Origin of the sequence: Actinomadura litoris (assembly GCF_009733595.1) — a bacterium.
Taxonomy (GTDB): domain Bacteria; phylum Actinomycetota; class Actinomycetes; order Streptosporangiales; family Streptosporangiaceae; genus Spirillospora; species Spirillospora litoris.
Map to the genome: position 1 here is coordinate 150,399 of NZ_WOFH01000002.1, position 26,527 is coordinate 176,925.

The 26,527-nt window shown below is 71.4% G+C and carries 26 protein-coding genes and 1 tRNA gene; 19 read left to right on the top strand and 8 right to left on the bottom strand.

The features are described from left to right. Positions 1 to 37: 37 nt before the first annotated feature. The 6 genes from GNZ18_RS05150 to GNZ18_RS05175 all read left to right on the top strand — a co-directional run bounded on the left by GNZ18_RS05150 (position 38) and on the right by GNZ18_RS05175 (position 5,532). Positions 38 to 496 carry a peroxiredoxin gene (locus GNZ18_RS05150; protein ID WP_156214956.1) on the top strand — a complete coding sequence of 153 codons (459 nt, stop codon included), beginning with the start codon at positions 38 to 40 and terminating at the stop codon, positions 494 to 496. A gap of 209 nt (positions 497 to 705) precedes the next feature. Further along, positions 706 to 1,068, top strand: coding sequence for a hypothetical protein (locus GNZ18_RS05155; protein WP_156214957.1), 363 nt, complete (start codon positions 706 to 708; stop codon positions 1,066 to 1,068). 151 nt (positions 1,069 to 1,219) lie between these two features. Beyond that, positions 1,220 to 2,278 (top strand): potassium channel family protein, encoded by a 1,059-nt coding sequence (locus tag GNZ18_RS05160; RefSeq protein ID WP_156214958.1) that lies wholly within the window; start codon positions 1,220 to 1,222, stop codon positions 2,276 to 2,278. A 104-nt stretch (positions 2,279 to 2,382) separates the two neighbouring features. Beyond that, entirely contained in the window at positions 2,383 to 3,699 is a 1,317-nt protein-coding gene (locus GNZ18_RS05165) for an ABC transporter substrate-binding protein (protein WP_156214959.1), read from the top strand. Next, positions 3,696 to 4,649, top strand: a complete 954-nt coding sequence (locus GNZ18_RS05170) for a carbohydrate ABC transporter permease (RefSeq protein WP_214618706.1) — start codon at positions 3,696 to 3,698, stop codon at positions 4,647 to 4,649. Before GNZ18_RS05165 ends, GNZ18_RS05170 begins: the two co-directional genes overlap by 4 nt. Positions 4,650 to 4,668: 19 nt before the next feature. Then, entirely contained in the window at positions 4,669 to 5,532 is an 864-nt protein-coding gene (locus GNZ18_RS05175) for a carbohydrate ABC transporter permease (RefSeq protein WP_156214960.1), read from the top strand. Positions 5,533 to 5,633: 101 nt separating this feature from the next. Here the strand turns inward: GNZ18_RS05175 and GNZ18_RS05180 are convergent, their stop codons facing one another. The 5 genes from GNZ18_RS05180 to GNZ18_RS05200 form a co-directional block, all read right to left on the bottom strand. Beyond that, positions 5,634 to 6,653, bottom strand: a complete 1,020-nt coding sequence (locus tag GNZ18_RS05180; RefSeq protein WP_156214961.1) for an amidohydrolase family protein — start codon at positions 6,651 to 6,653, stop codon at positions 5,634 to 5,636. Between the two features lie 146 nt (positions 6,654 to 6,799). Continuing rightward, entirely contained in the window at positions 6,800 to 8,092 is a 1,293-nt protein-coding gene (locus GNZ18_RS05185) for an alpha-glucosidase/alpha-galactosidase (protein WP_156214962.1), read from the bottom strand. 21 nt (positions 8,093 to 8,113) lie between these two features. Beyond that, positions 8,114 to 8,878: an SDR family NAD(P)-dependent oxidoreductase gene (locus GNZ18_RS05190; RefSeq protein WP_156214963.1), complete on the bottom strand. Its 765-nt coding sequence runs from the start codon at positions 8,876 to 8,878 to the stop codon at positions 8,114 to 8,116. Between the two features lie 31 nt (positions 8,879 to 8,909). After that, complete coding sequence (locus GNZ18_RS05195) at positions 8,910 to 9,758, bottom strand: MBL fold metallo-hydrolase (protein ID WP_156214964.1); 849 nt, start codon at positions 9,756 to 9,758, stop codon at positions 8,910 to 8,912. Between the two features lie 28 nt (positions 9,759 to 9,786). Next, positions 9,787 to 10,722 carry a zinc-binding dehydrogenase gene (locus tag GNZ18_RS05200; RefSeq protein ID WP_214618710.1) on the bottom strand — a complete coding sequence of 312 codons (936 nt, stop codon included), beginning with the start codon at positions 10,720 to 10,722 and terminating at the stop codon, positions 9,787 to 9,789. A 76-nt stretch (positions 10,723 to 10,798) separates the two neighbouring features. On the opposite strand from GNZ18_RS05200, the gene GNZ18_RS05205 reads away from it, so the two are divergent. The 3 genes from GNZ18_RS05205 (at position 10,799) to GNZ18_RS05215 (ending at position 13,661) form a co-directional block, all read left to right on the top strand. Further along, a complete protein-coding gene (locus GNZ18_RS05205) occupies positions 10,799 to 11,578 on the top strand; it encodes an IclR family transcriptional regulator (RefSeq protein ID WP_156214966.1) in 780 nt (259 codons plus the stop codon). 210 nt (positions 11,579 to 11,788) lie between these two features. Next, positions 11,789 to 12,787 carry an endo alpha-1,4 polygalactosaminidase gene (locus GNZ18_RS05210; protein WP_173390653.1) on the top strand — a complete coding sequence of 333 codons (999 nt, stop codon included), beginning with the start codon at positions 11,789 to 11,791 and terminating at the stop codon, positions 12,785 to 12,787. Positions 12,788 to 12,815: 28 nt separating this feature from the next. Continuing rightward, positions 12,816 to 13,661, top strand: coding sequence for a fumarylacetoacetate hydrolase family protein (locus GNZ18_RS05215; protein WP_156214968.1), 846 nt, complete (start codon positions 12,816 to 12,818; stop codon positions 13,659 to 13,661). Here GNZ18_RS05215 and GNZ18_RS05220 read toward each other — a convergent pair. Continuing rightward, positions 13,633 to 14,862: a saccharopine dehydrogenase family protein gene (locus GNZ18_RS05220; protein WP_156214969.1), complete on the bottom strand. Its 1,230-nt coding sequence runs from the start codon at positions 14,860 to 14,862 to the stop codon at positions 13,633 to 13,635. The two genes, GNZ18_RS05215 and GNZ18_RS05220, sit on opposite strands and share 29 nt — an antisense overlap. Before the next feature lie 198 nt (positions 14,863 to 15,060). On the opposite strand from GNZ18_RS05220, the gene GNZ18_RS05225 reads away from it, so the two are divergent. The 4 genes from GNZ18_RS05225 to GNZ18_RS05240 all read left to right on the top strand — a co-directional run bounded on the left by GNZ18_RS05225 (position 15,061) and on the right by GNZ18_RS05240 (position 18,343). After that, complete coding sequence (locus GNZ18_RS05225) at positions 15,061 to 15,339, top strand: hypothetical protein (protein ID WP_156214970.1); 279 nt, start codon at positions 15,061 to 15,063, stop codon at positions 15,337 to 15,339. A gap of 136 nt (positions 15,340 to 15,475) precedes the next feature. Further along, positions 15,476 to 16,384, top strand: coding sequence for a PAC2 family protein (locus tag GNZ18_RS05230; RefSeq protein WP_156214971.1), 909 nt, complete (start codon positions 15,476 to 15,478; stop codon positions 16,382 to 16,384). A 49-nt stretch (positions 16,385 to 16,433) separates the two neighbouring features. Further along, positions 16,434 to 17,090 (top strand): dienelactone hydrolase family protein, encoded by a 657-nt coding sequence (locus GNZ18_RS05235; protein WP_156214972.1) that lies wholly within the window; start codon positions 16,434 to 16,436, stop codon positions 17,088 to 17,090. A gap of 59 nt (positions 17,091 to 17,149) precedes the next feature. Next, positions 17,150 to 18,343 (top strand): geranylgeranyl reductase family protein, encoded by a 1,194-nt coding sequence (locus GNZ18_RS05240; RefSeq protein ID WP_156214973.1) that lies wholly within the window; start codon positions 17,150 to 17,152, stop codon positions 18,341 to 18,343. Here the strand turns inward: GNZ18_RS05240 and GNZ18_RS05245 are convergent. Next, complete coding sequence (locus tag GNZ18_RS05245; RefSeq protein ID WP_156214974.1) at positions 18,327 to 19,820, bottom strand: GMC family oxidoreductase; 1,494 nt, start codon at positions 19,818 to 19,820, stop codon at positions 18,327 to 18,329. The genes GNZ18_RS05240 and GNZ18_RS05245 overlap by 17 nt on opposite strands. Before the next feature lie 184 nt (positions 19,821 to 20,004). Between GNZ18_RS05245 and GNZ18_RS05250 the strand changes: the two genes are divergently transcribed. The 6 genes from GNZ18_RS05250 to GNZ18_RS05275 all read left to right on the top strand — a co-directional run bounded on the left by GNZ18_RS05250 (position 20,005) and on the right by GNZ18_RS05275 (position 24,740). Beyond that, positions 20,005 to 20,397: a nuclear transport factor 2 family protein gene (locus GNZ18_RS05250; protein WP_156214975.1), complete on the top strand. Its 393-nt coding sequence runs from the start codon at positions 20,005 to 20,007 to the stop codon at positions 20,395 to 20,397. Positions 20,398 to 20,475: 78 nt separating this feature from the next. Next, complete coding sequence (locus GNZ18_RS05255) at positions 20,476 to 21,432, top strand: AraC-like ligand-binding domain-containing protein (protein WP_156214976.1); 957 nt, start codon at positions 20,476 to 20,478, stop codon at positions 21,430 to 21,432. A gap of 84 nt (positions 21,433 to 21,516) precedes the next feature. Continuing rightward, a complete protein-coding gene (locus tag GNZ18_RS05260; RefSeq protein WP_156214977.1) occupies positions 21,517 to 22,971 on the top strand; it encodes an aldehyde dehydrogenase family protein in 1,455 nt (484 codons plus the stop codon). 88 nt (positions 22,972 to 23,059) lie between these two features. After that, positions 23,060 to 23,131 (top strand) — tRNA-Val (locus GNZ18_RS05265). Positions 23,132 to 23,260: 129 nt separating this feature from the next. After that, positions 23,261 to 23,797 carry a DUF5919 domain-containing protein gene (locus GNZ18_RS05270; protein WP_156214978.1) on the top strand — a complete coding sequence of 179 codons (537 nt, stop codon included), beginning with the start codon at positions 23,261 to 23,263 and terminating at the stop codon, positions 23,795 to 23,797. A gap of 133 nt (positions 23,798 to 23,930) precedes the next feature. Further along, positions 23,931 to 24,740, top strand: a complete 810-nt coding sequence (locus GNZ18_RS05275) for an inositol monophosphatase family protein (protein WP_156214979.1) — start codon at positions 23,931 to 23,933, stop codon at positions 24,738 to 24,740. A gap of 17 nt (positions 24,741 to 24,757) precedes the next feature. Here GNZ18_RS05275 and GNZ18_RS05280 read toward each other — a convergent pair whose 3' ends face one another. Further along, positions 24,758 to 25,507 carry a hypothetical protein gene (locus GNZ18_RS05280; RefSeq protein WP_156214980.1) on the bottom strand — a complete coding sequence of 250 codons (750 nt, stop codon included), beginning with the start codon at positions 25,505 to 25,507 and terminating at the stop codon, positions 24,758 to 24,760. Between the last annotated feature and the right edge of the window lie 1,020 nt (positions 25,508 to 26,527).

A 26,527-nucleotide genomic window follows, 5' to 3' on the forward strand; every position in this document is an offset into this window, starting at 1 on the left:
TCCCCCGTGTCCGGCGGGGGCGAACCGCGGGAGAGGCATGGCGGTCGAGGTAGGCGACGTCGCACCCGACTTCGAGCTGAAGGACCAGCACGGCGCACCGGTGAAGCTGTCGGGCTTCCGCGGTGAGTCCAACGTCGTCCTGGTGTTCTACCCGCTGGCGTTCAGCGGCGTGTGCACGGGCGAGCTGTGCCAGATCCGGGACGAGCTGCACACGCTGGGCGGCGACGGCGTCCAGGTGCTGGCGGTCTCGGTGGACTCGGTGTTCGCCCTGCGCGCCTGGAGCGAGCAGGAGAAGTACACGTTCCCGCTGCTGTCGGACTTCTGGCCGCACGGCGGCACGGCGCAGCGCTACGGGGTGTTCGACGAGGAGCGGGGCATCGCCACGCGCGGCACGTTCGTCATCGACACCGAGGGCGTCGTCCGCTGGAAGGTCGTCAACGCCGTCCCGGACGCGCGCGACATCGGCGAGTACCGCGAGGCGCTCGCCGCGCTCTGAGCCCGGAAGGCCGTTCCGGGGCCCCAGCAGATCAGGTCGTTCCGGGGGTCTGGCCGTCGTCTCCCCACCGGAAACCGGGCCGTCCCGGGGGTGTGGGGGCCGTCCCCACAGGGAACCAGACCGTCCCGGGAGGCCGCGGGGTCGTCTCCCACAAGCAACCGGGCCGGTGCCGGCCCTCCGGTACCGGCCCCCGCACCTCTGGAGGGGTGATGCCCTGCTTCCGCTGCGGGGCGCGGCAGACCGACCCGGTGCGCGGCGCGAGCCCGTGGAAGCGCGGTGTCCGGGCCGACCGTCAGGTGCTGATCTGCCCCGGCTGCCAGACCGCCCACGACTGGGCCGCCGATCTCGACCGCTGCGCGGGCTGCGGCTCGTCCGCGCTGGTGTGCAGGCTGGGCGAGGTGGAGTGCCGCGACTGCGGCCACGTCCGCGCCGCCGACCGCCCCTCCGGCGGCCGGGTGTGCTCGGGCGCCCCGCCGGGCGATGCCCCGCCCGAGCCGGAGCGCGACGGCAGGCTGTCGGAAGAGGTGGCGGCGGCGCTGAACCGCGTCCTGAAGCGCCGCCCGTCGAGCTGACGGCCCCGGTGCGGGGCCCGGCCCGGGGCCCGGTGGCCGTGTCCGGTCACGGGGCGTGAGACCGTCCATCTCCGGTCAACCCGCGCGATCCTCATTCTCCGGGGCAGAACGTCTCTTGACGTGGGGATTCTCCTGCTGTCACGCTGCGCGGATGCCGATCTTGCCCGGGCGGCTCGCCCACCACGTAGTCGCGCGCTCCTGGCGCGCGCCCGCGCTGGTGATGGCGGTGGCGCTGGTGACCGGCTGGCTGCTGATCGCCGTGTTCGAGGAGCCCGGCGCCAAGATCAAGAAGCCGCACGAGTACCTCTGGTACTTCTTCGTCAGCGGCACCACCACCGGCTACGGGGACCTGTTCCCGACCTCCGCCGGCGGCCGGATCGGCGGCGCGATCGTGATCATGGCGGGGGCGACCGCCGGGCTCGTGCTGTTCGCCGAGCTGACGCTGTGGATGGCGAAGGGGAGGACGATGAGGGCCAACGGCCATGCACGGCTGTACCTGCGGCGGCACATCGTGACCGTCGGCTACGACCGTGACGGCCTGCGCGCCATCATCGGGCAGCTGCACGGCGACCCCGAGTTCGCGGGCGCGAAGGTCGTCACGATCTTCTGGCCGGACGAGCTGGCCGGCGAGAACCCCGACCCCGACCTGTACGACGTGGTCGCCTTCGACGGCACCGCGTTCGAGCGCGCCTGCCTGCACGAGGCCCGCACGGTCGTCGTGGTCGGCCACACCGACGACGAGACCGTCCGGGTCATGCTCCAGGTGGTCGCCCACCTGCGGCGGCACGACGCCGCGGGCGTCCACCTGCTGGCGGGCGTGCACGACGGCGGCCGCCGCGCCGAGATCACCGAGGCGCTGGGCCTGATCGGCCCGGACATCGAACCCGTCGACATCGACGACCCCGCCGTCGTCGCCGTCGCCGTCCGCAACCCGGGCGTCGCGTCGATCTACCACAACCTGGCCAGCACGCTGGACGCGGACTCGACGCTCTACCGCCTCGACGTCCCCGAGGGCGCGGGGGAGTGGCCGCGCCTGGACCTGGCGATCGACTTCCTCAGGCGCGGCTGCACGCTGCTGGCGGTGGGCGAGTCCCACCGGCCGAACGCCCGGTTCCGGCTCGCGGCGCGGCCGGACGAGACGGTCCGCGGCGGCCAGTCGCTCGCCGTCGTCGCCGAGTCCCGTCCCGAAATCCCCTGGCACGAACTCTGACCACACCGGGCGTCACGGGCCTCGCGCACCCTTGACCTGCGTGGAAACTGGCTGCTAGCTTTTGCCGCATGCTGGAATAGCGTTCCGTATGACGGAAAGTGCGGATGCGTGAGCTGACGGAGGGATCCCCGTTGAAGAACCTCATGCCGATCGTCGCCGCGGTGCTCCTCGCGACCACCGCCGCTGCCTGCTCGTCCGGGGACGGGGACTCCGGAGGAGGCCCCGTCGAGCTCACGCTCTGGCACGGCCAGGACGACCTCGCGGCCAAGTCGATGGAGAAGCTGGTCGACTCGTTCAACAAGTCGCACCCGGGCATCAAGGTCAAGACCGACTCCGGCGGCGCGACGGCGGACACGATGCTGCCCAAGGTCACCGCGGCGTTCGCCGCCGGCACCTTCCCCGACGTCGCCTACATGTACGGCTCGTGGGGCGCGGCGCTCGCGCGGAGCCCGAAGGTGCCGAACCTGAAGAAGTACATCGGCGAGTCCGACCTCAACTGGGACGACTTCTGGCCGAACAGCCGGGCGACGGCGACGGTCAACGGAAAGGTGATCGGCTTCCCGTCCGCGGCCGACGACCTGACCGTCCTGTACAACAAGAAGCTGCTGGCCGACGCCGGCCTCAAACCGCCCTCGCCCACCTGGAGCTGGAACGACTTCCGGGAGATGGCGCGCAAGCTCACCAACGCCAAGGACAAGACCTACGGGACGACGTGGGCGGTCAGCGGCGGTGAGGAGACCACCTGGCTGCTGTGGCCGCTGCTGTGGCAGCACGGCGGGTCGATCCTCTCCAAAGACGAGAAGAAGGCCGCCTTCAACTCCCCGGCGGGCGTGCAGGCGCTCACCCTGGTCCAGCAGATGACGCTCCAGGACAAGTCGGTCTACGTGGACACGAGCCCGGCCGAGAAAGGGCAGAAGCTGTTCGAGTCGGGCCGCCTCGGGATGTTCCTGGCGGGCCCGTGGGTGCTGCCCGACGTCCAGGCCGCGAAGGTCGACTACGGGATCGCTCCGATGCCCGGGACGAACGGCGACCACCAGACGGTCTCCGGCATGGACAACTGGGCCGTCTTCGACCACGGCTCGCGCCGGGTCAAGGCCGCCGTCGAGTTCCTCACCTGGCTCACCAAGCCCGAGCAGCAGCTCGTCTGGATGACCGACACCGGGTCGCTGCCGACCCGCAAGTCGATCACAAGCCTGCCGGGCTACAAGGAGTACGTGAAGAAGTATCCGGGCGTGGACGTCGTCACCGAGAACCTCGCCAACGCCAAGCAGATCCGGCCGGTGATCTCCAAGTACCCGCGGGTGTCCGGGTTCGTCGCGCAGGCGATCGCCGCCGCGCTGCTCGGGAAATCCGACCCGCAGAGCGCGCTGAACGACGCCGCGAACAAGTCCGACGCGCTGCTGAAGGTGCCCGGCCAGTGAGCGCGGCCGTCGTCGCGAAGAAGACCGAGCGGCGCGACCCGCCGGGCCGGGCGCCGCGGCGGCGCGGCCGGGGCGGCCGGCGCGGCCTGGCCGACCAGGCCACGGGCTGGTCGTTCGCCGGGCCGTCCACGCTGCTCGTCCTCGGGTTCTCGCTGCTGCCGATGGGCTGGGCGCTGCGGCTGTCGATGACCGACTCCGACCTCGTCACCGAGGGGCAGGGCGTCGGGCTCGACAACTACCGGACGCTCGCCGACGACCCGGTCTTCTGGAAGTCGATCCGCAACACGCTGGAGCTCACCGCCCTGTACATCCCGGCGTCGCTGCTGCTCGGGCTCGTCGTCGCGCTGCTGCTGAACAAGCCGATCCGGGGCATCGCGTTCTACCGGGCGTGCTTCCTCGTCCCGTTCGTCGCCTCCGCCGCCGCCGAGGGCCTGCTGATGGCCTTCGTGTTCGACAAGGACTTCGGCGCGGTCAACGGCCTGATCACGAGGGCGGGGCTGCCCGCGCAGGGGTTCCTGGACGACCCGTCCCAGGCGATGTTCGTGATCACCGGGATCTTCGTCTGGACGCAGTTCGGGTTCAACGTCGTGATCTACCTGGCGGCGCTCCAGGACATCTCGCCGGAGGTGCTGGAGGCCGCCGCGATCGACGGCGCCGGACGCTGGCGGACGTTCCGGCACATCATCATCCCCTCCGTCCGGCCGATCTCGCTGTTCCTCGCCGTCTGGGGGCTGATCGACTGCCTCCAGTTCTTCGACCTGCTGCTGACCTCGACCAAGGGCGGGCCGGTCAACTCCACGATCACGATCGTCTACTACGTCTGGCAGCTCGCCTTCGAGTACTTCACCGCGGGCTACGGCGCGGCGGTCGCCTACGCGCTGTTCGCGGGCAGCCTGGTCGCCATCGTCATCGGCCTGCTGTTCGGACGCCGGAAGGGGTTCCTGCTGTGAACGAGATGAAGGGGCGCCGATGACCGCGACGCCCGCGGGCACCGCCCCGACCGGCAAGCCGGGGGCGCGGCGCTGGAAGATGCCCGACGCGCGGCACCTCGTGCTGGCGCCGCTGTCGATCCTGATGGTGCTGCCGTTCGTCTACATGCTGGGCGCGTCCGTCATGACCCGGGCGCAGATCAACCGGTACCCGCCGCCGCTGTACCCGCCGGGCGTTGACCTGTCGGGTTACCAGGAGCTGCTGTCGGACTCGCAGTTCCCGCGCTGGTTCCTCAACAGCGTGCTCGTCTCGGCCGCGATCGTGCTCTCGCAGGTCGTGCTGTGCAGCATGGCGGGCTACGCGTTCGCCCGGCTGCGCTTCTCCGGACGCAAGGTCGCGCTGGTCCTGGTCATCGCGACGACGCTGATCCCGTTCCAGCTCACCGTGATCCCGACCTTCCTGATCTTCCACCGGCTGCACCTGATCAACACGCTCGCCGCGCTGATCGTGCCGCAGCTCGCGTCGGCGCTCGGGGTGTACCTGATGACCTCGTTCTTCCAGAACTTCCCGCGCGAGCTGGAGGAGGCGGCCCGGATCGACGGCTGCTCCCGGTTCGGGGTGTTCTTCCGGGTCGTGCTGCCGGTCGCGCGGCCGGCCCTCGCGGCGCTCGCGGTGATCACGTTCATCTACGCCTGGAACGATCTGTTCTGGCCGCTGGTGGCGATCTCCTCCGAGGACAAGTACACGGTGCAGGCGGGCCTCGCCACCTTCCAGGGGCAGCACCGCGCGGACTGGCCGAAGATCATGGCCGGGACGGTGCTCACCACCGTCCCCGTGCTGGCCGTGTTCATCATCGGGCAGCGCCGCTTCGTGCAGGCGCTGGCGGGCGCGGTCAAGGGGTAGGCCGTACACGGCGAGGCGAAAACGAGCCGAAAACGAGCCGAAAGCGAGGCGAAAGGCCCCGGGCGCCCGCTCCTCCGTCAGGCGGGCGCCCAGGGCCCTTCTCAGAGGCCCAGGACGCGGGCGGCGTTGGACGCGTAGACGCGCGCCAGAACGTCCTCGGGCAGGCCGAGGCCGCTGATGCGCCAGCGGCCCATCAGCGGCGGGTCGTCGTCGGAGTGCGGGAAGTGCTCGTCCAGCGTCTCCAGGAACCGGAAGTGGGTCGCGTAGAGGTCGGCGGACGGCGGGAACTCGTCGGTGCCGAACAGCACCCGGTCGGGGAAGCGCAGGATGAGGTCGCGGGTCGCCCGCGGCTGCCGCCCGAGTTCGGCGATGCGGGCGGCGATGTCGATGTTCAGGTTGGGGTAGGCGGCGAGCATGCGGCCGACGCGTCCGAGGTCCTCGGCCTGGCAGCCCGCGTGGACGGCGACGAAGGTCGTCCGCGGGTGCGCGGCGACCAGCGCCTCCAGCGAGTCCATGAGCCAGTCGAAGCGGGGGAAGCGCTCCTCGTCGGCGAACGACCAGTCGGGGTGGGCGAGCAGCTGCTCGTACCGCTCGTTGCGCTCGTCGATCGGGTCGAAGAACGCGATCGGGTCGGCGGTGTGGATCCAGACGGGCACACCGAGGTCGGCGGCGGCGTCCCACAGCTCCCCGAGCCGCGGGTCGTCGGGCAGGACGAGCCGGCCCGAGTCGTCCCGGATGTGCAGGCCGAGGTCCTTCCAGACCTTCAGCCCGCGCGCGCCCGCCGCCACCGACTTGCGCAGGCTCTCCGCCAGGGCGCCCGGACGCCCGAGCCGCGTCCAGTCGACGTGGCAGAACGTCAGGAAGCGGTCCGGGTACGCGCGGTCGTAGCGGTCGAGGTTGGCCTCCAGTTCGGCGTCCCAGCGGCCGTCGAGGTTGACGATCGTCTCGACCCCGCACGCGTCCATCAGCGCGAGCAGGGACTTCACGTCCGGGATCGTCCAGTCGCCGGTCAGCCACCGGCCGAGATGGTTGTGCGCGTCGATCGCCGGCACCGCCGCCCGGGGGACGTGCGACTCCTCGACCCGCAACCGCGTCCGGGGCCGGTACTCGCTCAGCTCCATGCTCCACCTCCGTGAAAGGGCTCCGTGCAAAGGGCTCCGTGCAACAAACTCCGTGCGACAAGCTCGATGCGAAAAGGGCGGCGGGCCGCCGCCATGAACGGCGTCCATGGCGGCGGCCCGCCACGGGCCTTGCGAAACTCCGTCGGTCAGCGGCGGATGCCCTCGGGGAGGGAGTCGCCGTGGGCGTCGATCATGTCCTCCACCAGGTCGTGGATCTGGGGGAGGGTCAGGGTCGCGGCGGTGTTCGGGTCGAGCGCCGCCGCCTGGTGGACGTGGTCGCGCCGCCCCTCCAGCGCGGCCCGGACGGTCAGGTCCCCGACGTTCAGGAACGTGCGGTTGAGGGCGGCGAGCTGCGGCGGCATCGCGCCGATCCGGGTCGGGTTCACCCCCGAGCGGTCCACGACGCAGGGCACCTCCACGCAGGCGTCCGGCGGGAGGTTGGAGATCAGGCCGTCGTTGCAGACGTTGCCGTGCACGATCCGCCGGGTGCCGGTCTCGATCGAGTGGATGATCTCCGAGGCCAGCTCCGACATCGGCTCGACCTCCACGCCCTCGCCCGCGGCGAGGCGGCGGCGCGTCTCGGCGTAGGAGTCGAGGTTCTCCCGCGACCACTCCAGGTAGGCGCCGATCTGCACGCCGAAGTGCTCGACCTGGTCGTCGTGGCGCAGGAACCAGGGCAGGTACTCCGAGCCGTGCACCGAGGACTCGGTCGGGAAGTGCCCGAAGCGCGTGAACACCTCCGCGCGGACCGTCGCCCGCAGCTTCGGGTCGGCCTCGACGACCTCGGCGAGCCGCGGGTAAAGGTCCCGGCCCTCGTGCTCGAACTTCAGCACGAACGCCTGGTGGTTGACGCCGGCGGTGACGAACCCGACCTCGTCGACCGGGACGCCGACGAGGTTCGCGAGCCGCTCCTGCGTGTCGCGGACGGAGTGGCAGATGCCCACCACGTTCTTGAACGGCGTCCCGTCCCAGACCGAGCGCGGGATCATCGTCATCGGGTTGGTGTAGTTGAGCAGCAGCGCGTCCGGCGCCAGCTCGGCGAGGTCGTTACCCAACGCGACCATCACCGGGATCGTGCGCAGCGCGCGGAAGATCCCGCCGATCCCGAGCGTGTCGGCGATCGTCTGCCGGACGCCGTGCCGGGCCGGCACCTCAAAGTCGATCTTGGTCGCCTCGAACCCGCCGACCGCGATCTCGTTGATCACGTAGTCGGCGCCGTCCACGGCCGCGCGCCGGTCGGTGTGCGCCTCGACCTTGGCGGGCAGCCCGAGGTGGGCCACCATCCAGTTCGCCATCGTCTCGGCCGTGCCGAGCCGCTCGGCGTCGATGTCGTGCAGGACGAGCGTGGACGCGCCGAGCCCGGGCAGCGTGAGGATGTCCGACAGGACGTTCTTGGTGAACTCGACGCTTCCCGCGCCGATGAAGACGATGCGTGCCATGGTGTCCCTTACCGGTGTCCCTTACATGATCGCGAGTTGGCCGCCGTCGATGACCAGTTCGGCTCCGTGCACGAACGAGGCGTCGTCGGAGGCGAGGAAGGCGTAGGCGGCGGCGACCTCGGCGGCCTGCCCGGCGCGTCCGAGGGGAATGTGGTCGCGCTGGTAGGCGGCGACGAAGTCCGGGCCGAGGTCGGCCTCGATCCCGGCGTTGAGCGGGGTGCTGATGTAGCCGGGGCAGACGGCGTTGACGCGGATGCCGTGCCGCCCGAGCTCCACCGCCATGGTCTTGGTCAGCAGCAGCACCCCGCCCTTGGACGCGTTGTAGTGCGCGTAGTCCTCCTCGCCCCCGAGGCCGTTGGTGGAGGACATGTTGACGATCGAGCCGCGCGTCCCCGCGCGCACCATGAGCCGGCTCACCGCCTGCCCGACCAGGAACATGCCGCGCAGGTTGACGGCCATGATCGTGTCCCAGTGCTCGGGGGTGATCTCCAGGAACGGCTCGCGCCAGCCCGTCCCGGCGTTGTTGATCAGCACGTCGACGCCGCCGAGCGCGGCGGTCGCCTCGGCGACCAGCCGCTCGACGTCGTCCTCGTGGCTGACGTCGCAGGTCGTCCCGCTGATCTTGCCGAGCGGGGACAGGGCGGCGACGACGTCCTCCACCCGGTCGAGGCCGCAGACGAACACCCGCGCGCCCTCCTCCAGGAACCGCCGCGCGGCGGCCTCCCCGATCCCGCTGGTGCCCCCCGAGATCAGGACGTTCTTTCCGGACAGCCCGCGCATCGTCATGCCCCTCCCCGCTCCGACCCCGGATGCCTGTTCATATGCCGAGCACGACCGGGCGGCCGACCTTCGGCACGAGGTACTCCTGGTCGGGGAACCCCCGGTCCAGGACGTCGACGAACGTCGTCACCGACTCGGCGTTGACCGCGAACAGGTCGTGGTGGCTCGGCAGCAGCCAGCGCGCGTCGGCGCCGGCGGCCAGGTGCGCGGCCTCCCGGACGGTCAGGTTGCCGACGATCCCCAGCTCCTCGCGGATCCGGTCGCGGCCGTTGACCGGCAGCAGCGCGACCCGGGGCCGCAGGCCCGCGAGCGCCCGGTCGATCTCGGGGTGCAGGACGGTGTCGCCCGCGTGGTAGACGGTCACGCCCGGGTCGAGTTCGACGACGTAGCCGAGGAAGCGGTGCGCGCCGTCCTGCACCATCACGTCGTAGCAGAGCGGCCCGGTGTACTCGGGGGAGTGCGCCGCCGGGACGGGATGGACGCGGACGCCCGCGACCTCCAGCGGCTCGCCCGCCAGCGCCGGGACGAACCGCGCGCCGAGCGCCTCCGCGTCCGGCCGCAGGACGGGCGGCGCCACCACCGTGAACGGGCGGCGCGCGAGCGCGGGGCCGAGCGTGTGCGGGTCGAAGTGGTCGGCGTGCTCGTGGGTGACGAGCACGACGTCGGCGTCCAGCTCGGCGGGGCCGAACGGCGGCGGGAACCGGCGGGCCCAGCGTCCGGGCGGGCCGAACTCCGAGTCGGCGGCCAGCCGGTCCGACAGGTAGGGGTCGACGGCGACGACCGTGCCGTTCGCGCCCTTCAGCAGGAACCCGGCCTGCCCGAGCGCGCAGACGCCGACCATCCCGGGCGGGACGGCCAGCTCCCGGAAGCCCTCACTGATCCCCATCGACGACTCCTCTTCTGCTACTGGCCGGTCATGGCGCGAGGAGGGCCTTGACCGGCTCCGTGCCGCCGTTCATCAGGTCGGTGAAGACCCGGGCGCCGTCGCTCAGCGGGAAGGTGTTCACCCAGCTCAGGTCCCATTGTGCGGCGAGGTCCACGGCCGCGCCGAACTCGCCGGGGGTGTAGCCGAACGAGCCGAGCAGCCGCTTCTCGGTGCGGACGAGGTCGTTCGCGTCGAACCCGGGATCGGCGCTCGCCAGCCCGAGCGCCACCGCGACCCCGCCGGGCGCCAGCCGGTTCAGCGCGTCGGCGCGGGTGGTCGGCAGCCCGACCGCGTCGAAGACCACGTCGAACTCGCCGCGCAGGGACGGGCCGGTGGCGTCGGCGCCGAGCCGTCCGGCGATCGCCGCGCGCCGCTCGGACAGGTCGGCGGCGACCACGGACGCGGCGCCGCGCAGCCGCGCGAGCTGCACGCACAGCAGGCCGATCGTCCCGCAGCCGATGACACCGACGCGCGCGCCCTCCGGGACCGCTGCCACGTTCCACGAGTGGACCGCGTAGGCGATCGGCTCGACCAGGCCGGCGGCCGTCCAGGAGAATCCGTCCGGGAGCGCGTGGACCGAGGAGGCCGGCACCGCGACCCGCTCGGCGAACCCACCCGGGCGGTGCACGCCGATCAGCGCGCGGCGGCGGCACAGGTTGCCGCGTCCCCGCGTACACAGATCGCAGTCTCCGCAGGAGAGAATGGGGTTCACCACGACGCGCCGGCCGTCGGGGGTCGTCCCGGCGAACTCGTGGCCCATCACGAGCGGTGGGGTTCGGAAGCCGGGGGTGCGCACGCCGTGCAGCTCACTGCCGCAGATGCCGGCGGCGGCCACCTCGACGAGGATCTCATCGGATTTCACGGACGGTTCGTCGATGTCATGCAGTTCCACCACGCTCGGCGCGGTGAAAACGAGTGCCTTCATCACAGCCGTGAATGTAGCAGCCATCCGTATCGTGGGCTAGCATTCCGTATAGCGGAAACCTAGGGGAGAGGGTCGCATGGCGAAGAACGAGTCACCGGTGGGCAGCGTGGACAGGGCGCTGCGCATCATCCAGCTGCTCTCCGAGAGCGGGCGCGGCGTCACGCTGGAGGACCTCGCGGTCCGCTCCGGCATCCCGCGCAGCTCCCTGCACCGTCTGCTCGGCGCGCTGCGGCACCGCGGCTTCGCCGCGCAGCCGGAGCCGAACGGTCCCTACTTCCTCGGCACCGAGCTGCTCGCGGCGGCGTTCCGCTACTACGACCGGATCGACCTGCGCGCGCTCGTCCATCCGGTGCTGCTGCGGCTGCGCGAGGAGCTGAACGAGACCACCCACATGGCCGTGCTGGACGGCGGCGAGATCGTCTACGTGGACAAGGTCGAGGCCATCCACCCGATCACGATGACCTCGGTGATCGGCGGCCGGAACCCGGCGCACTGCACCGGTGTCGGCAAGGCCCTGCTGGCCTGGACGTACCCGACCGACGAGGCGATCAAGCTGTGGGCCGCCGCGCACGAGCTGCGCCCGGTCACCCGGCACTCGATCACCTCGCCGGCCCGGCTCGCCGAGGAGATGGCCGAGATCAGGGAGCGCGGATACGCGCTCGACATGGAGGAGAACGAGGAGGGCGTGCGCTGCGCGGCGGTGCCGGTCTTCCTCGGGCGCTCCACGCCGTCCGCCGGGATCAGCGTCACCGCGCCGAAGGACCGCTTCCCGAAGGCGCGGGTGACCGAGGTGGCGCTGCGCGTGCGCACGATCCTCGCCGACGAGCTGGACGAACCCACCGGCCCGGCCGAGTGAGTCCGGCTGAGTGAGTCCGGCGGGGTGAATCTGGCGGGGTGAGCCCGGTGGCGCCCCGCGCGGCCGCGCCCGAGGGTGCCGGGCGGGTCTCGTGGGGCGCCACCGGAGTGCCCCGGCGCATGTCCGGGGTGTGCCGGATGGTTGACAGGGGGCGAGTCATGCTGGTTGCCTTTCATGGAAGCCTATTCCGTGATACGGAAAGAGAAGCAAGTGGCGAAGGTCGTGGTGGTTCTCGGGCTGCTGCTTGCGCTGGCGGGGGCGGGGTGTTCGGCGGGGTCGTCCAAGAAGGAGGAAGAGGACGCTCCGTGGAGGCCGGTCGTCGGCAGCCGGTGGCAGTACCAGCTTTCGGGTGATCGCAAGTTCCCGGGGACGGGGGGTATCAACGTCGATATCTGCGAGCGGCCCTATGCCGGTGGCGGTGGGGGCGGGGGCGAGACCGGCGGCGGGGAGGACGGAAAGGGCGGCGGGGGCGCGTGCGTGCGCCCCGAGGTGTTCGACATCGACCTGTACGCCGACGCCTCGGTCGTCGGGAACAACACGACGCTGAACACGGCCGCCGTCAAGGCGATCCACGCCCGCGGCGCCAAGGCCATCTGCTACATCGACTCGGGTTCGGTGGAGAAGGGCCGCCCCGACTACCGGCAGTACGCCGAGTGGCACGAGGCCCACGGGAGATCGCTGATCGGCAAGCCCTACCCGGGGTTCCCGGAGGAGAGCTACGCCAACATCAACAACGACAAGGGGCAGCGCGACTTCGTGCTCGGGATGCAGGAGGCACGGGTCCGCAAATGCGTTCAGGCGGGGTTCGACGCCGTCGAGTTCGACGTCGTCAACGCCCACGAGGACGGGGCGGGGGTCACCGGGTGGCAGGTCAGTGCCGACAGCCAGCTCGTGTTCAACCGCGCGCTCGCTGACATCGCGCACCGCAACGGCCTCGCGGCGGGGCTGAAGAACGACCTCGGCCAGATCCCCCAGCTCGTATCCTCGTTCGACTTCATGATCAACGAGGAGTGCTGGGAGTTCCGCGAGTGCGACCGGTTGAAGCCGTTCATCGCGGCGGGCAAGCCGGTCTTCGGCGTCGAGTACAAGCCCTCACGCGGGGCGGACCCGCTCGCCTTCTGCCGGGAGGCCGTGTCGCTGCGCTTCGGCTTCATCAAGAAGGGCGAGGACTACCTCCTCACCGACCAGCCGTACACCCCCTGCCGCTGAGCCGGCGGGATCGAACGAAAGAACAACCATGCGACTCCTCACCTTCCGCACCGAGGGCGGCACCCGCGCGGGGCGCCTCGACGGCACGCAGGTCACGCCGCTGGACGCGCCGGACGTGGGCGCGCTGCTGGCCACCGGCCTGGACTGGCGCGCCCGCGCCGCCGCGACCGGACCGCTCGTCCCCTTCGACGAGCTGGACCTCGCGCCGCTGGTCACCCGGCCCAGCAAGATCATCTGCGTGGGGCTCAACTACAAGCGGCACATCGCCGAGACCGGCCTGGACACCCCCGAGCACCCGACGCTGTTCGCCAAGTTCGCGAACTCGCTGATCGGCGCCCGCGACCCGATCGTGCTGCCCGCCGCGTCCGGCGCGATGGACTGGGAGGCCGAGCTCGCCATCGTCATCGGGCGGAGCGTCGCGCACGCCGACCACGCCGAGGCCCGCGCGGCCATCGCCGGGTACACCGTCGCCAACGACGTCAGCGCCCGCGACTTCCAGCGCCGGACCACCCAGTGGCTCCAGGGCAAGACGTTCGACGCGACGACGCCGCTCGGCCCGACCCTGGTCACCGCCGACGAGCTGCACGACGTCGCCGACCTGGTGGTGTCGTGCAAGCTGCGCGGCGAGCAGATGCAGGGCGGCTGGACCGGCGACATGCTGTTCCCGCCGGACGAGATCGTCTCCTACATCAGCGGCATCATGACGCTCGAACCCGGCGACGTGATCCTCACCGGGACGCCGGCGGGCATCGGCGACAGCCGCACCCCGCCGATCCGGCTCGAACCCGGCGACGTGCTGGAGACCGAGATCGAGGGCCTCGGCGTGCTGCGCAACGAGTGCACGCTCAGCCCGCGTCCAACACGCGGAACGTGATGCCCGCCCGGGTCAGCCGGTCGAGCAGCGCGTCGCCCATGGCGGCCGCCGTGGTCACCTGACCGGAGGTCTCCGGCAGGTCGTCGTGGGCGAGGCAGAGCGCGGACTCGCCGAGCATGCGGGCGGACTCGGTGTAGCCGGGGTCGCCGCCCGCGACCTCGGTGACGACGCGCCTGCCGCCGCCCTCGCCCACGAACGTCACGCGGAACCAGTTGCGGGCGCGGCGCTCCGCCGACGGCCCCTCGCCGGCCGCGCGGAAGCGCCGCAGCAGCGACCGCGCCGGCGGGATCTGGGCGAGGGCGAGCACCGCCCCCGCGCCCGCGGCCATGCCCGCCGCCTCCGCCAGGTGCCTGACGGCGACGTGGTGCCCGTAGGTGAAGTCCGGGCCGTACCGGTCGAGCGTCCTGGCCGAGCGCGCCACGATCCGCGGGTCGATGGTCGGCGCCGGCAGCGTCCAGCCGCCGGTGACGCGGGTCCTCGGCAGCAGGCCGCGCGCGAGGCGGACCCGCCGCGCGCTCTCCCGCCGCGCCTCGGCCCGCGCCTCGGCCTTCCCGCGGTCGCGTTCGGCGCGCAGCATGCCGGGCACGTCGGCGGCGATCCCGATGATCGACTGCACCGTGCCCCCGGACGGGTCGAACCGCGCCCGCACGAACGCCTCCACGCGCAGCGGCACATCCTCGGGCAGCTGCTTGACGGTGAAGTAGGCGCCGAGGTCGGCCGGGATCGAGTCGAACCCGCACGCGTGGACGAGGCGCGCCCCGCTCCGGACGGCCTGCTCGTGGTAGGCGAGGTACATGCGGTCGACGAAGGCGGGCTCCCCGGCGAGGTCGACGTAGTCCGTCCCGGCGCGGGCGCAGGCCGCGACCAGCGGCTCGCCGTGCTCGCCGTAGGGGCCGACCGTCGTGACGACGACCCGCGCCGCCCGCGCCAGCTCCGCGACCGAGCCGACCTCGGCGGTGTCGGCGCGCAGGAGGGGCAGCTCGGCGCAGGCGGGGTTCAGCGCGGCCAGCCGGTCGCGGACCGCCTCCAGCCTGGCCCGGTTCCGCCCGGCCAGCGCCCACCGCGTCCCGGGGCCGGCGTGCTCCGCCAGGTACTCGGCGGTCAGCGCGCCGGTGAAGCCGGTCGCGCCGAACAGGACGATGTCGTACTCCCGGTCGCGCTTGCCCTCGTGCGGGCGGTCGTGCGGGTGGTCGCCGGTCATGCGAACCCCTCTCGTGTAACCGAAACCCGATCCTGACCCATGGGACGGCGGGGCCGCCCCGCGCCGCGCCGCGTCGAGGGGCCATGTCGAGGGACTGTCACGCTTCGCGGTCGCCCCGGCGCCACGCGTGACGAGGTCACGTCCCGGATCGGCGCCGGGAGCTGTCCTAATGTGGCCATGTCGAGGGGGGACGGTGCCGTGCGAGGGCTCGCCGTGGCGATGGACGTCGCCGCGTTGCTGCTGTTCGGACGGCTCGTCCACGCCCTGGCCCACCGCCCCCGCCCGGCCGCGCGCCCCGCCCCCGGGGGCGCCCTGGACACCGCCGCGAGCGCCGAGGCGGCGCTTGACGGCGCCGGTCCGGACGATGTACTCCCAGGCGGCACCGAGACGGTCCCCGACGAGGCCGGGCGGTTCGCGGCGCTGGCGCTGCTCGGCACCGGCCTGATCCTGCTGTCGGTCCCGCTCTGGAGCGGGTAGCGGGCGGCCGTCCGGTGCCGGAAAGGCTTCTCCGGAGCTGCGCTTCCCGGGTGCGACGGTGATCACATACGGGCCGGGGAAGCGCCGTCCCATGTCCTAGTGTTGGCACCATCGACATGACGATGTGGGGGAGAAGTTGCTTAACCCTGAGGACCTGTACGAGCTGGACACCGACGTCCCGGAACTGGCCGGGCCGGTGCTGCTGCACAGCCTCGACGGCTTCGTCGACGCGGGATCCACGGGGCAGCTCGTCCGCGAGCACCTGCTGGAGGCGCTGGAGCACCGCATCGTCGCACGGTTCGACGTCGACTCGCTGATCGACTACCGGGCCCGCCGCCCGAGCATGACCTTCGACCGCGACCACTGGGCCGCCTACGACGCGCCCGAGCTGGTCGTCCGGCTCGTCGAGGACGAGGCGGGCACGCCGTTCCTGCTCCTGTCGGGCCCCGAGCCCGACCGGCTGTGGGAGGGGTTCACCGCGTCCGTCCTGCACCTGGTGAAGCGCCTCGGGGTGGGGCTGGTCGTCGGGGTGCACGGCATCCCGATGGGCGTGCCGCACACCCGTCCGGTGGGGATGACCTCGCACGCGACGCGGCCCGAGCTGGTCACGCGGAACTCCTGGTTCGACAAGGTGCAGGTGCCGGGCAGCGCGGCCGGGCTGCTGGAGCTGCGGCTCGGCGAGGCCGGGCACGACGCGGTCGGCCTGGCCGTCCACGTGCCGCACTACCTGGCGCAGTCGGCGTATCCGGCCGCCGCCGTCGCGGCGGTGGAGGCGATCGCGGCGGCGACCGGCCTGTCGCTGCCGTCCGAGCGGCTGCGCGAGGCCGCCGCCCGCACCGACGCCGACATCGCCGAGCAGGTGGACGGCAACGACGAGGTCGAGAAGGTCGTCCGGGCGCTGGAGCAGCAGTACGACGCGTTCGCGGGCGCCGCCGAGCGCGACAACCTGCTCGCCGAGTCGCAGGACATGCCGACCGCCGAGGAGCTCGGCGCCCAGTTCGAGCGGTTCCTCGCCGAGCAGGACGGCCCGGAGCCGCCCGCCTGACATATCCGCCGGTCGGCGGGGTAGGCGAGCCCCCGAGGGGGGAGTCTCGATGATCACGATCGGGCTGGCCGACGCCGCGCTGGCCGGCGACCTCGTCATCCCGGACGAGCCGACCGGCATGGTGCTGTTCGCGCACGGCAGCGGCAGCTCCCGGCACAGCCCCCGCAACCGGGCCGTCGCGCACGGCCTGAACGCGGCGGGCATCGGGACGCTCCTGCTGGACCTGCTCACCGAGCAGGAGGAGCGGCACGACGCGGCGACGGCCGCCCTGCGCTTCGACATCGAGATGCTGACGATGCGGCTGATCGGCACGATCGACCGGCTGGCGGAGGGCCTGGAGGCGGCGCCGCGCACCGCCGGCGTCCCGCTCGGCCTGTTCGGCGCCAGCACCGGCGCGGCCGCCGCGCTGGCGGCGACGGCGGCCCGCCCGAACGTCGCGGCGGTCGTCTCGCGGGGCGGGCGGCCCGACCTCGCGGGCCCGTCGCTGCCGCGGGTGCGGGCGCCGGTGCTGCTCATCGTGGGCGGCCGCGACCCCGAGGTGCTGGAGCTGAACAGGCGCGCCCAGGAGCGGCTGGACGGCCGCGCGGAACTGCACGTCGTCTCCGGCGCCACCCACCTGTTCGAGGAGCCGGGCGCCCTTGAGGAGGTCACCACCCAGGCCGCCGAGTGGTTCAACCTGCACCTTCGCCGCGCGCCGGGGCGCTGAGCGGACGGACCGAAAACCAGGGTGTGGTTTGGGGGCGTTCGCTTGGGCAACATGGGTCCATGCCCGACGTCATCGTGGTTGGCGCGGGGCCCGCGGGCTCCGCCGTGGCTTGTCACCTCGCACGCGCCGGGCTGGACGTGCTCATCCTGGAGAAGACCACGTTCCCCCGCGAGAAGGTCTGCGGGGACGGGCTCACGCCCCGCGCCGTCCAGGAGCTGGTGGCGCTGGGCGTCGACGTCGAGGACCCGGGCTGGTTCCGCACCGCGGGGCTGCGGCTCGTCGGCGGGCGCCACCGCCTGGAGATCGGCTGGCCGGGCGGGTCGCTGCCCGCCTTCGGCCTCACCCGCACGCGCCGGGACCTCGACGAGCTGCTCGTCCAGCAGGCCGTGAAGGCGGGCGCCACGCTGCGGGAGGGCACCAAGGTCACCGCGCCCCTCCGCAACCGCACCGGGCAGGTGGCGGGCGTGGTCGCCGGAGGCCGGGAGCACCACGCGCGGCTGGTCGTCGCGGCGGACGGGGCGTCCTCGCGCCTGTCGGTCGCCACCGGCCTGCGGCCCCGCCCGGACCGCCCGATCGGCACCGCCGCGCGCCGCTACTACCGCAGCCCCCGCCATGACGACGCCCACCTGGAGATCCGGCTCGGCGTCACGCCCGCCGGATACGGGTGGATCTTCGGGATGGGCGACGGGACGTGCAACGCCGGGATCGCGCTGCTGCGCGACACCCGCGCCGACTGCCGCCGGGTCCTCGACCGCTGGCTGGCGTCGCTGCCGGCCGACCGGGCGCTCACCGAGGAGCACGCGCTGACGCCCGTCCGGGGCGCGGCGCTGCCGATGGGCTTCAGCCGCCAGCCGCACTACGCCGCGGGGCTCCTGCTCGTGGGCGACTCGGGCGGCATGGTCAACCCGTTCAGCGGCGAGGGCATCGCCTACGCGCTGGAGGCCGCCCGGCTCGCCGCCGAGACGATCGGGACCGCGCTGGCCCGCCCGACGGCGGCGCAGCGCGAGCGGGCGCTGCACCGGTACCCGGCCGCGCTGAAGTCGGCGCACGGCGGCGCGTTCACGCTCGGCCGCGCGTGCGCCCAGGCCATCGAGCATCCGTGGGTCATGCGGCTGGCGGCCAGGCACGGGCTGGCGCGCCCGGTGCTCGGGCGGATCGCGGTGACCGTCCTGGCCGGGATGGGCGACCCGTGCGGGCGGCGGGCGCCCGACCGGCTCGCCGCCGCGCTCGCCAGGATCACCCCGGCGTCCTGACCCCTCCCAAGATCAGGTCGGCGGCCCTTTCCCCGATCATGATGGCGGGGGCGTTGGTGTTGCCGGTCGTCACGTCCGGCATGATCGACGCGTCCGCCACCCGGAGGCCCTCCACCCCGTGGACGCGCAGTTCGGGATCGACGACCGCCTCGTCGTCCACGCCCATCTTGCAGGTCCCGGCCTGGTGGTGGTAGGTGACCACGGACTCGCGGACGTAGTCGCGCAGGCCCGCCTCGTCCACCGCGAGGGGCCCGGGGTACAGCTCGCGGGTGCCCCAGCCCTCGCGCAGCGCGGGGGCCGCGATGATCTCCTGGCAGAGCCGGACGGCGGCGCACAGCGCGTCCAGGTCGGCGTCCGCCGACAGCACGCGCGGGTCGATCAGCGGCTCCGCGCCGTCGGACAGCCGGATCTCGCCCTTGGACTCCGGGCGGACGAGACCCGCCATCAGCGAGAGCCCGTCCGGCGGGCCGTGCATCCACGGCTCGTAGAGGGGGACGCCGAAGTGCAGCGGTTGCAGGTCGGGCACCTCCAGCCCCGGCCCGCTCCGCCAGAACAGGTGGCTCTGGGTGTGGGGGAGTCCCCGCGAGAGCGTCGGCGCACGGTCCGTCGAGGCGATCACCGGCACCAGCCAGTGGTCCTGGAGGTTGCGGCCCACCCCCGGCAGGTGGACGGCCGCGCCGCCGAGCGCGTCCGCGTCCCCGATCCCCGAGCGCAGCAGCAGCACCGGCGACCCGATCGCGCCGCCGCACAGCACGACCTGGCCGGCGCGGGCCCGCTCCAGCCGCCCGCCGCGCGTCCACTCGACGCCCACGCAGCGGCGGCCCTCCAGCAGCAGCCGCCGGGCCCGCGCGTCCGGGACGAGCGTGACGCCCTTCCCGAGGACCGGCTCCAGGTACGCGCGGGCCGTCGTGAGCCGCGTGTGGCCGCGGATCGTGAACTGCATGAAGGACACGCCGTCCTGCGACGCCCCCTGGTTGTAGTCGGGGTTGAACGGCAGCCCGGCCTCCTGCGCGGCCTCCACGATCGAGCACTGGACGGGGTCGGGCCGGTAGCCGGTCAGGACGTCGAGGACGCCCGGCCCGCCGGTGCCGAGGCCGTCGATCCGCTCGAAGACCGGGCGCACGTCCTCCCACGACCAGCCGGGGTTGCCGAGCGCCGCCCACCGGTCGTAGTCGGCGGGGTTGCCGCGCACCCAGATCATCGCGTTGAGCGCGTGCGACCCGCCGACGACGTGGCCGCGCGGCAGGTGCAGGCTCCGGCCGTGCGCGTGCTCCTGCGGGACGGTCCGGAACCCCCAGTCCAGCGGCGAGTTCCACAGCTCGTGCATGCGGGCCGGGTCGTCCACCTCGGGCGCCTCCCGGTGCGGGCCCGCCTCGACGACCAGGACGCGGAGCCCGGCGTCCGCCAGCCGCCGCGCCACGACCGAGCCGGCCGAGCCGGCACCGACCACGATCACATCCGCCTGATCGTCGCTCATCGGGCAGCCTCCCTCCGGGTCCGCGTTGCTGGGCGGTCAGCGTAGGCACGGGTCCATCCGGGTACGACGGGTCCGGCGCCGGTCGTGCCGCCACAGACAAGCACTGTTCCGACACAGCCAAGGAAGCGCGCGCGTCCTTTGATGTGCTCGACCGGGAGCAGACCACCGACACGAGAGGGAGACCATGAGCGAGGCGTCCGACATCATCAAGGCCCACTACGCGGCCTCCGACCGGGGCGACCTGGACGGCATGGTCGAGGCGTTCGCCGACGACGTCGAGTGGACGGAGATGGCCGGGTTCCCCTACGCGGGCACCTATGTCGGCGTCCCCGCGATCCGCGAGGGCGTCTTCGGCCGCCTCGGCGGCGAGTGGAAGGACTTCACCGCCACCGCCGAGGAGATCATCGACGGCGACGAGGGGCGGGTCGTGGCGCTCGGCCACTACGCCGGGACCTTCGCCGCGACCGGCAAGTCGATGCGTGTCCGGTTCGTCCATGTCTGGCGTGTTCGGGACGGGAAGGTCGTCCGATTTGAGCAGTTCACCGACACGCTGCTCGTCCGCGCGTCCATGGAGTGAAACGCCCCCCTGGTGCGACCGGCCTCCGCAGGGCACTATGTGACCGGGAGGCCGGGCATCTCACCTGGGGAAACACGCATGTCGACGCTCATCGCCACCGCGGACAGGCCCGCGCGCGAACGGTTCGAGTTCTGGCGCAGCTCCGTCTCGGACATGTTCGTCCCGCTGCGCACTGAAACGTCCCGTCCCGACCGGTTCGAGGGCCGGATGCGCGGCTGCGAGCTGGGCGCGCTGAAGGTGGCCGAGGTCGCCGCGACGCCCCATGTCGTCCGCCGCACGGGGTCGCTGATCGCCCGCTCCGACCCGGGCCACTACAAGCTGGGCGTCCAGCTCAGCGGCTACTGCCTGCTCACCCAGGACGGCCGCGAGGCCGCGCTCGTCCCCGGCGACTTCACGATCTACGACACCACCCGGCCCTACACGCTGGCCTTCGACGACTCCTACCGGCAGCTCGTGCTGATGGTCCCGCGCCGCCTCCTGCACCTGCCCGAGGAGGCGATCGCCGGGATCACCGCCACCCGGATCTCCGGCCGCCAGGGCGTCGGGGCGCTGCTGTCGCCGTTCCTCGTCCAGCTCGCCCGGCACCTGGACGACCTCGACGACCAGGGCGGCGTCCGGCTCGGCGACAACATCGTCGACCTCCTCGTCACCCTGCTCGCCGAGCGCCTGGACGTCACCGCCCCCACCCCCGACGCGGCCCGCCGCGCCCTGCTGATCCGCGTCCGCGCCTACATCGAGCGCCACCTGGACGACCCCGACCTGTGCCCCGACAGCATCGCCGCCGCGCACTTCGTCTCGTCCCGGCACCTGTACAAGCTCTTCCACGAGGAGGGCACGACGGTGTCGATGTGGATCAAGCAGCGCCGGCTGGAGCACTGCCGCCGCGACCTGCGCGACCCGCTCCAGCTCAACCGCCCGGTCAGCGCCATCGCCGCCCGCTGGGGCTTCGTCGACGCCGCCCACTTCAGCCGCCTGTTCAAGGCCGCCTACGGCGCCAGCCCCCGCGAGTACCGCGTGACGATCACCGCTGAATGAGCGGTACCGGTCAACCGCCGTACACCGACAGACAAGACGTCCTACGCCGCCTCCCCCGAAGCTGGGCCCAAAGGGAGGCCCACCATGACCACGCGTACCCAGCTCCATATCAACGGTGAATGGACGGCCGCCGCCGACGGCGCCGAGTTCACCACCACCGACCCCTCGACCGGCGCCGCGCTCGGGACCTGCGCCGAGGCGGGCCCCGCCGACGTCGACCGGGCGGTGGACGCGGCGCGCGCCGCCCTGGCGGACCCGGCCTGGGCGTCCATCGCGCCGAGCGCCCGCGCCCGGCTGCTGTGGCGCGTCGCCGACCTGATCGAGGAGCACGAGGCGGAGCTGGCCGAGCTGGAGACCCGCGACCAGGGCCAGCCCCTCGGCGTCGCGCACGCGGTGAGCGTCACCGGCGCCGCCGAGCACTTCCGCTACTTCGCCGGCTGGTGCACCAAGATCGAGGGCTCGGTCTCCCCGGTCTCCTTCCCGGACACCCTGCACTACGTCCGCCGCGAACCCGTGGGCGTCTGCGCGCTGATCACCCCCTGGAACTTCCCCCTGATGATCGCCGCGTGGAAGCTCGCCCCCGCGCTGGCCTGCGGCAACACCGTGATCATCAAGCCGGCCGAGCAGACGCCGCTGACCACCGTCCGGCTGGTCGAGCTGTGCGAGCGGGCGGGCTTCCCCCCGGGCGTGGTCAACCTGCTCACCGGCGGCCCGGCCGCCGGGAAGGCCCTGGTCGCGCACCCCCGCGTCGACAAGGTCTCCTTCACCGGCTCCAGCGCCGTCGGCCGCGAGATCGTCCAGGCGTCCGCCGGCAACCTCAAGCGCGTCACCCTCGAACTCGGCGGCAAGGCCCCCAGCGTCATCGCCCGCGACGCCGACATCGACCTCGCCGTCGCCGGCAACCTCCAGGGCGCCCTGCTGAACAGCGGCCAGGTCTGCGCCGCCTACACCCGCCTCTACGTCGACCGCCGCCGCGCCGACGAGTTCACCGAGAAGCTGGCGGCCGCCGCCGCCTCCCTCCGCCTCGGCCCCGGCCTCGACCCCGAGACCCAGATCGGCCCCCTCGTCTCCCAGGAGCACCTCGACCAGGTCGACTCCTACGTACGCACGGGCGAGAAGCAGGGCGCCGAGCTGGTCACCGGCGGCGCCCGCGCCGACGGCCCCCTCTCCAACGGCAACTTCTACCGCCCCACCGTCTTCGGCTCCGTCACCGACGACATGACGATCGCCCGCGAGGAGATCTTCGGGCCCGTCCTGCCCGTCCTGCCCTACGACGACCCCGAGGAACTGGCCGCCCGCGCCAACGACACCGAGTTCGGCCTCGCCGCGTCCCTGTGGACCCGCGACCTCGCCACCGCCCACCGCCTCGCCGCCGACATCCGCGCCGGCGCAATCTTCGTCAACATGCTCCCCATCCCCGACGCCGCCGCCCCCTGGGGCGGCTACAAGTCCAGCGGCTGGGGCCGCGAGATGGGCCCCTACGCCATCGACGCCTACACCGAGGTCAAGGGGGTCTGGGTCCACCTGGGCGACTCCTGACCCCCTCCCGCGTACCCGGTTCGCCGCCTCCGCCCCGTTTCGCGATACCCCCCGCGAACCGGGTACGCTTTCCCGGTCACGAGCACGCGGGCGCGTAGCTCAGGGGTAGAGCACTCGCCTTACAAGCGAGGAGTCGGCGGTTCGAAACCGTCCGCGCCCACCCACGTCAAGGCCATGATCCGCAGTCGCGGACCATGGCCTTCGATCTTGTGAGTGACCAACCGGGTGACTACGGCTCCTGATCCGCCGCCTCCTCCTCAGCGAAGATCACTGCCGCGTCCTGGAGGCGATGTTCCCCGGGTGGACGGCGGAGGAGCTGTTCGCCCCCTGCCCGCCGCACCTCCTGGCGGCCGAGTCTCCCGCCGACGCCACGAGCGACGAACGCGCAGACCTGGAGTCGACCACCGACCGGTTCGGGACGGCCGACTACGCCGACGTCACCGCCGTATACACCACTCGCGCCGAGTTCTCATCCGCCCACCCGCCGCACGCCCTCCTCGACAGCGCCACCACCATCCGAGCCGCCGGCCTCTCACTCAACACACTGTGCCAGCAGTACCCCGACCAGCGCCTCTACCGCCTGATCGAGAACGGCACGACGCTGCAAGCCCTGTTCCTGGACCCCGAAGGCGAGGCCATCCACGCCCGCGAACAGGAAGAGGGCTGCACCGACAACCACCTCACCACCCTGACCCGCCTGAACATCGAGGTTCTCACCCGTCTACGCAAGCGCCTTTCGCCCGAGGCCCAAGTGCATCGTCCGTGGCCGTCTACGACGAGACCATCCGGTTCAACATCACGCTCATCGACGACCGCCTGTGCGTGATGCAGCCCTACCTCCCCCCAGGCCCGCGGAGTCGACTCGCCCACCTTCCTCGCCGAACGCAACCCCACCGGCACCGGCCTGTATGGGACCTTGACGAGATCTTCCGCTCGCTCTGGGAACGAGGCAGACCCGTATGACCGACGCACCCGCATCGCTGCTCCCCGTCGCCCTCAGGGCAGCGGAGATCGCCAGTGACCTAGTGCGCACGCGCGTCCCCGGCCTGCTCACCGCCAAGGGCGACCGCGACATGGCGTCCGAAGTCGACTACGCCGTAGAACGCGCCGTCCGCGCCTACCTCCGCGACCGCACACCCGACATCGCCATACTCGGCGAAGAAGAAGGCATCACCGGAGACACCAAGAGCGATCTTCTCTGGGCCATCGACCCCGTAGACGGGACGGCCAACTTCGTCCGAGGCATCCCCTTGTGCGGCTTCTCCATCGGCCTGGTCCACAAGGGCCGCCCCATCGTCGGTGTCATCGACCTACCGTTCCTCGGCACCCGCTACCAGGCCGCCCAGCACACCGGCGCCTACGTCGGAGACCGCCGCATCCAAGCCAGCATGACCACCGACCTCAAAGACGCCATCGTCGCCATAGGCGACTACGCAGTAGGCGAAGGAGCTGAAGCCAAGAACCGCCTACGCCTCGCCCTAACCGAACGCCTGGCCGCCAACGTCCAACGAGTCCGCATGCTCGGCTCAGCAGCCCTAGACCTAGCCTGGGTCGCCGAAGGCAAGCTGGACGCCAGCATCACACTCTCCAACAAGCCCTGGGACACAGCCGCCGGCGTCATCATCGCCCGCGAAGCAGGAGCCAAGGTCACCGACCAAGACGGTATGGATCACACTTTGGCCTCTGTGGCAACCCTCGCATTCTCGCCGCCACTCTCCTGTGGCCTGTCTAGCTTAATTCTATCCGTGAGTCCCAAAATGGATAGTTAACTTCATTCCCATATGGCTCACTTGCGTTTCACTGTTATGGTCGCGGATGTTTGAATAGCCGATATTGGACTCTCTTTGCTGTCGAATCCGCTTTTGTATCGCTGCAAAATTGAGTTCCCTCGATCATCAACGATGATGGCCGAAACCTGCATAACAGATTTATTGTCGCCTGGATCGCTGAATTGAACGTGATTGCACGCAAAGTTCGATCCGTCGAAGTTGTCGCATTCGCCTTGTGGGTATAGTCTTTGGGTCGCCTTGAATTTGGTCAGCACCCAAACGTGCAGGCCAGGTCCCAGGGCGCGGCTATGAATTCTAACATCGGTAAAAGTGCTTACCAGGTCACCGTTCTCTGGCTTGGTTACCGCGAGGTCGTAATCAGTGACCTTCTTTTGCGACGATGCGGTAGGGTGAGGGCTGGTCGAAGGTGCTGAGTTGGACGCTGCTGTATCCTTCTTTATTGCGTTGTTCGCAAATGCTCCCAGTAAAAAGGCCCCGACCATCACGAGCAAGACGGGTGCAATCAACTTGCGGGAGTCATTGGGCAGAGCTGAGCGAAAACATAATCCTAGGCCGCATAGTAGGAGAGTCAAACCCGCGGCGATGTATATAGGATCGTGGTCGGATTTAAAAGCAACCACAACTCCGGTAGCATCCGCGATAATGGCAACGAGTGCAGATATTAGGTCACTCGACGATTTTCCTTGGGATGGCCCCTGTCCGGGTTCGCCTGCGGAATTAAGGGTCATCTCATCTTCCTCGGTCAATGATCCAGCAATCCTCGTTGTGTTAGATAGGTTACTCGCTACGGTGGGTATGTCTGAGTCGATCTGACCTGTTGGCCGGATCTGGCTGACGTTAATTGATCTTCGTTGGCGTGAAGCATGTTGCGCTTACAAGAGCATTGCCGAATTCGGCTGTTTTGGATCAAGGGGCGGCGCCGCCCGGAGCGTGCGGCGTGGGCGCCCGGCCGCGATCGGCGCCGCACCGGCCGCCGCTCGGCCGACCCGTCAGCTCGGGGTCGCAGCGCCGCCCCGTGACGGCCGCAGGGCCAGGACGGTGGAGCGTGCTCGAACCAAGGGGCTTCGCAGGCCCTTGGACCCCCGCGAGCCGGAGCACTCATTCGCGCGCCAAGCGCTGTCACGGCTTCTCGTCGTTCGTGCGAATGAGCACTCCGGACCGGTCGCTGCGTCTGTGACGACGGGATGTCGGTCCGGCGGCGAACGCCAAGCCGCCACGGCGCCCTTCGGTCGATGCGGGGGTGGACGAGGGATCTTGCCATTTGCGTGCCAGTGAGGAGCGCGAGGTCTGGGTTCTCGCCAGGTCGGAAGCGCGATCACCCTTGGTGATCATGAGGTGAGAGCGTGCCATTTGCGTGCCATTAGGTTGGGGCGCCTGTGGACGAGGCCGTCCCCCGGACGTTGGTCGGGTGCTGGTCAGGGGCGTCGGGCGGGTGGTCGCGAGTCCTTACAAGCGAGGAGTCGGCGGTTCGAAACCGTCCGCGCCCACCCACGTCAAGGCCATGATTCGCAGGCGCGGACCATGGCCTTTGATCTTGTGAGTGACTAATCGGGCGGCTACGGCTCAGCGGGTTGCCGGTGCGGGTACAGAAGACCCGTCCTCGCCGGACGGGGCGTCCTGGAAGGTCTTGGAGGCGGCGGAGCCTGTCCGGGCTCAGAGTGCGGCGGAACTTCCTGACCGCCAGACGTAGGGCGTACTCGGAGTGCTTCCCACCGGCTTCTCGGACGGGAAAGGGGCCGGTGAAACTTGGTCGGGATTGGGCGAAG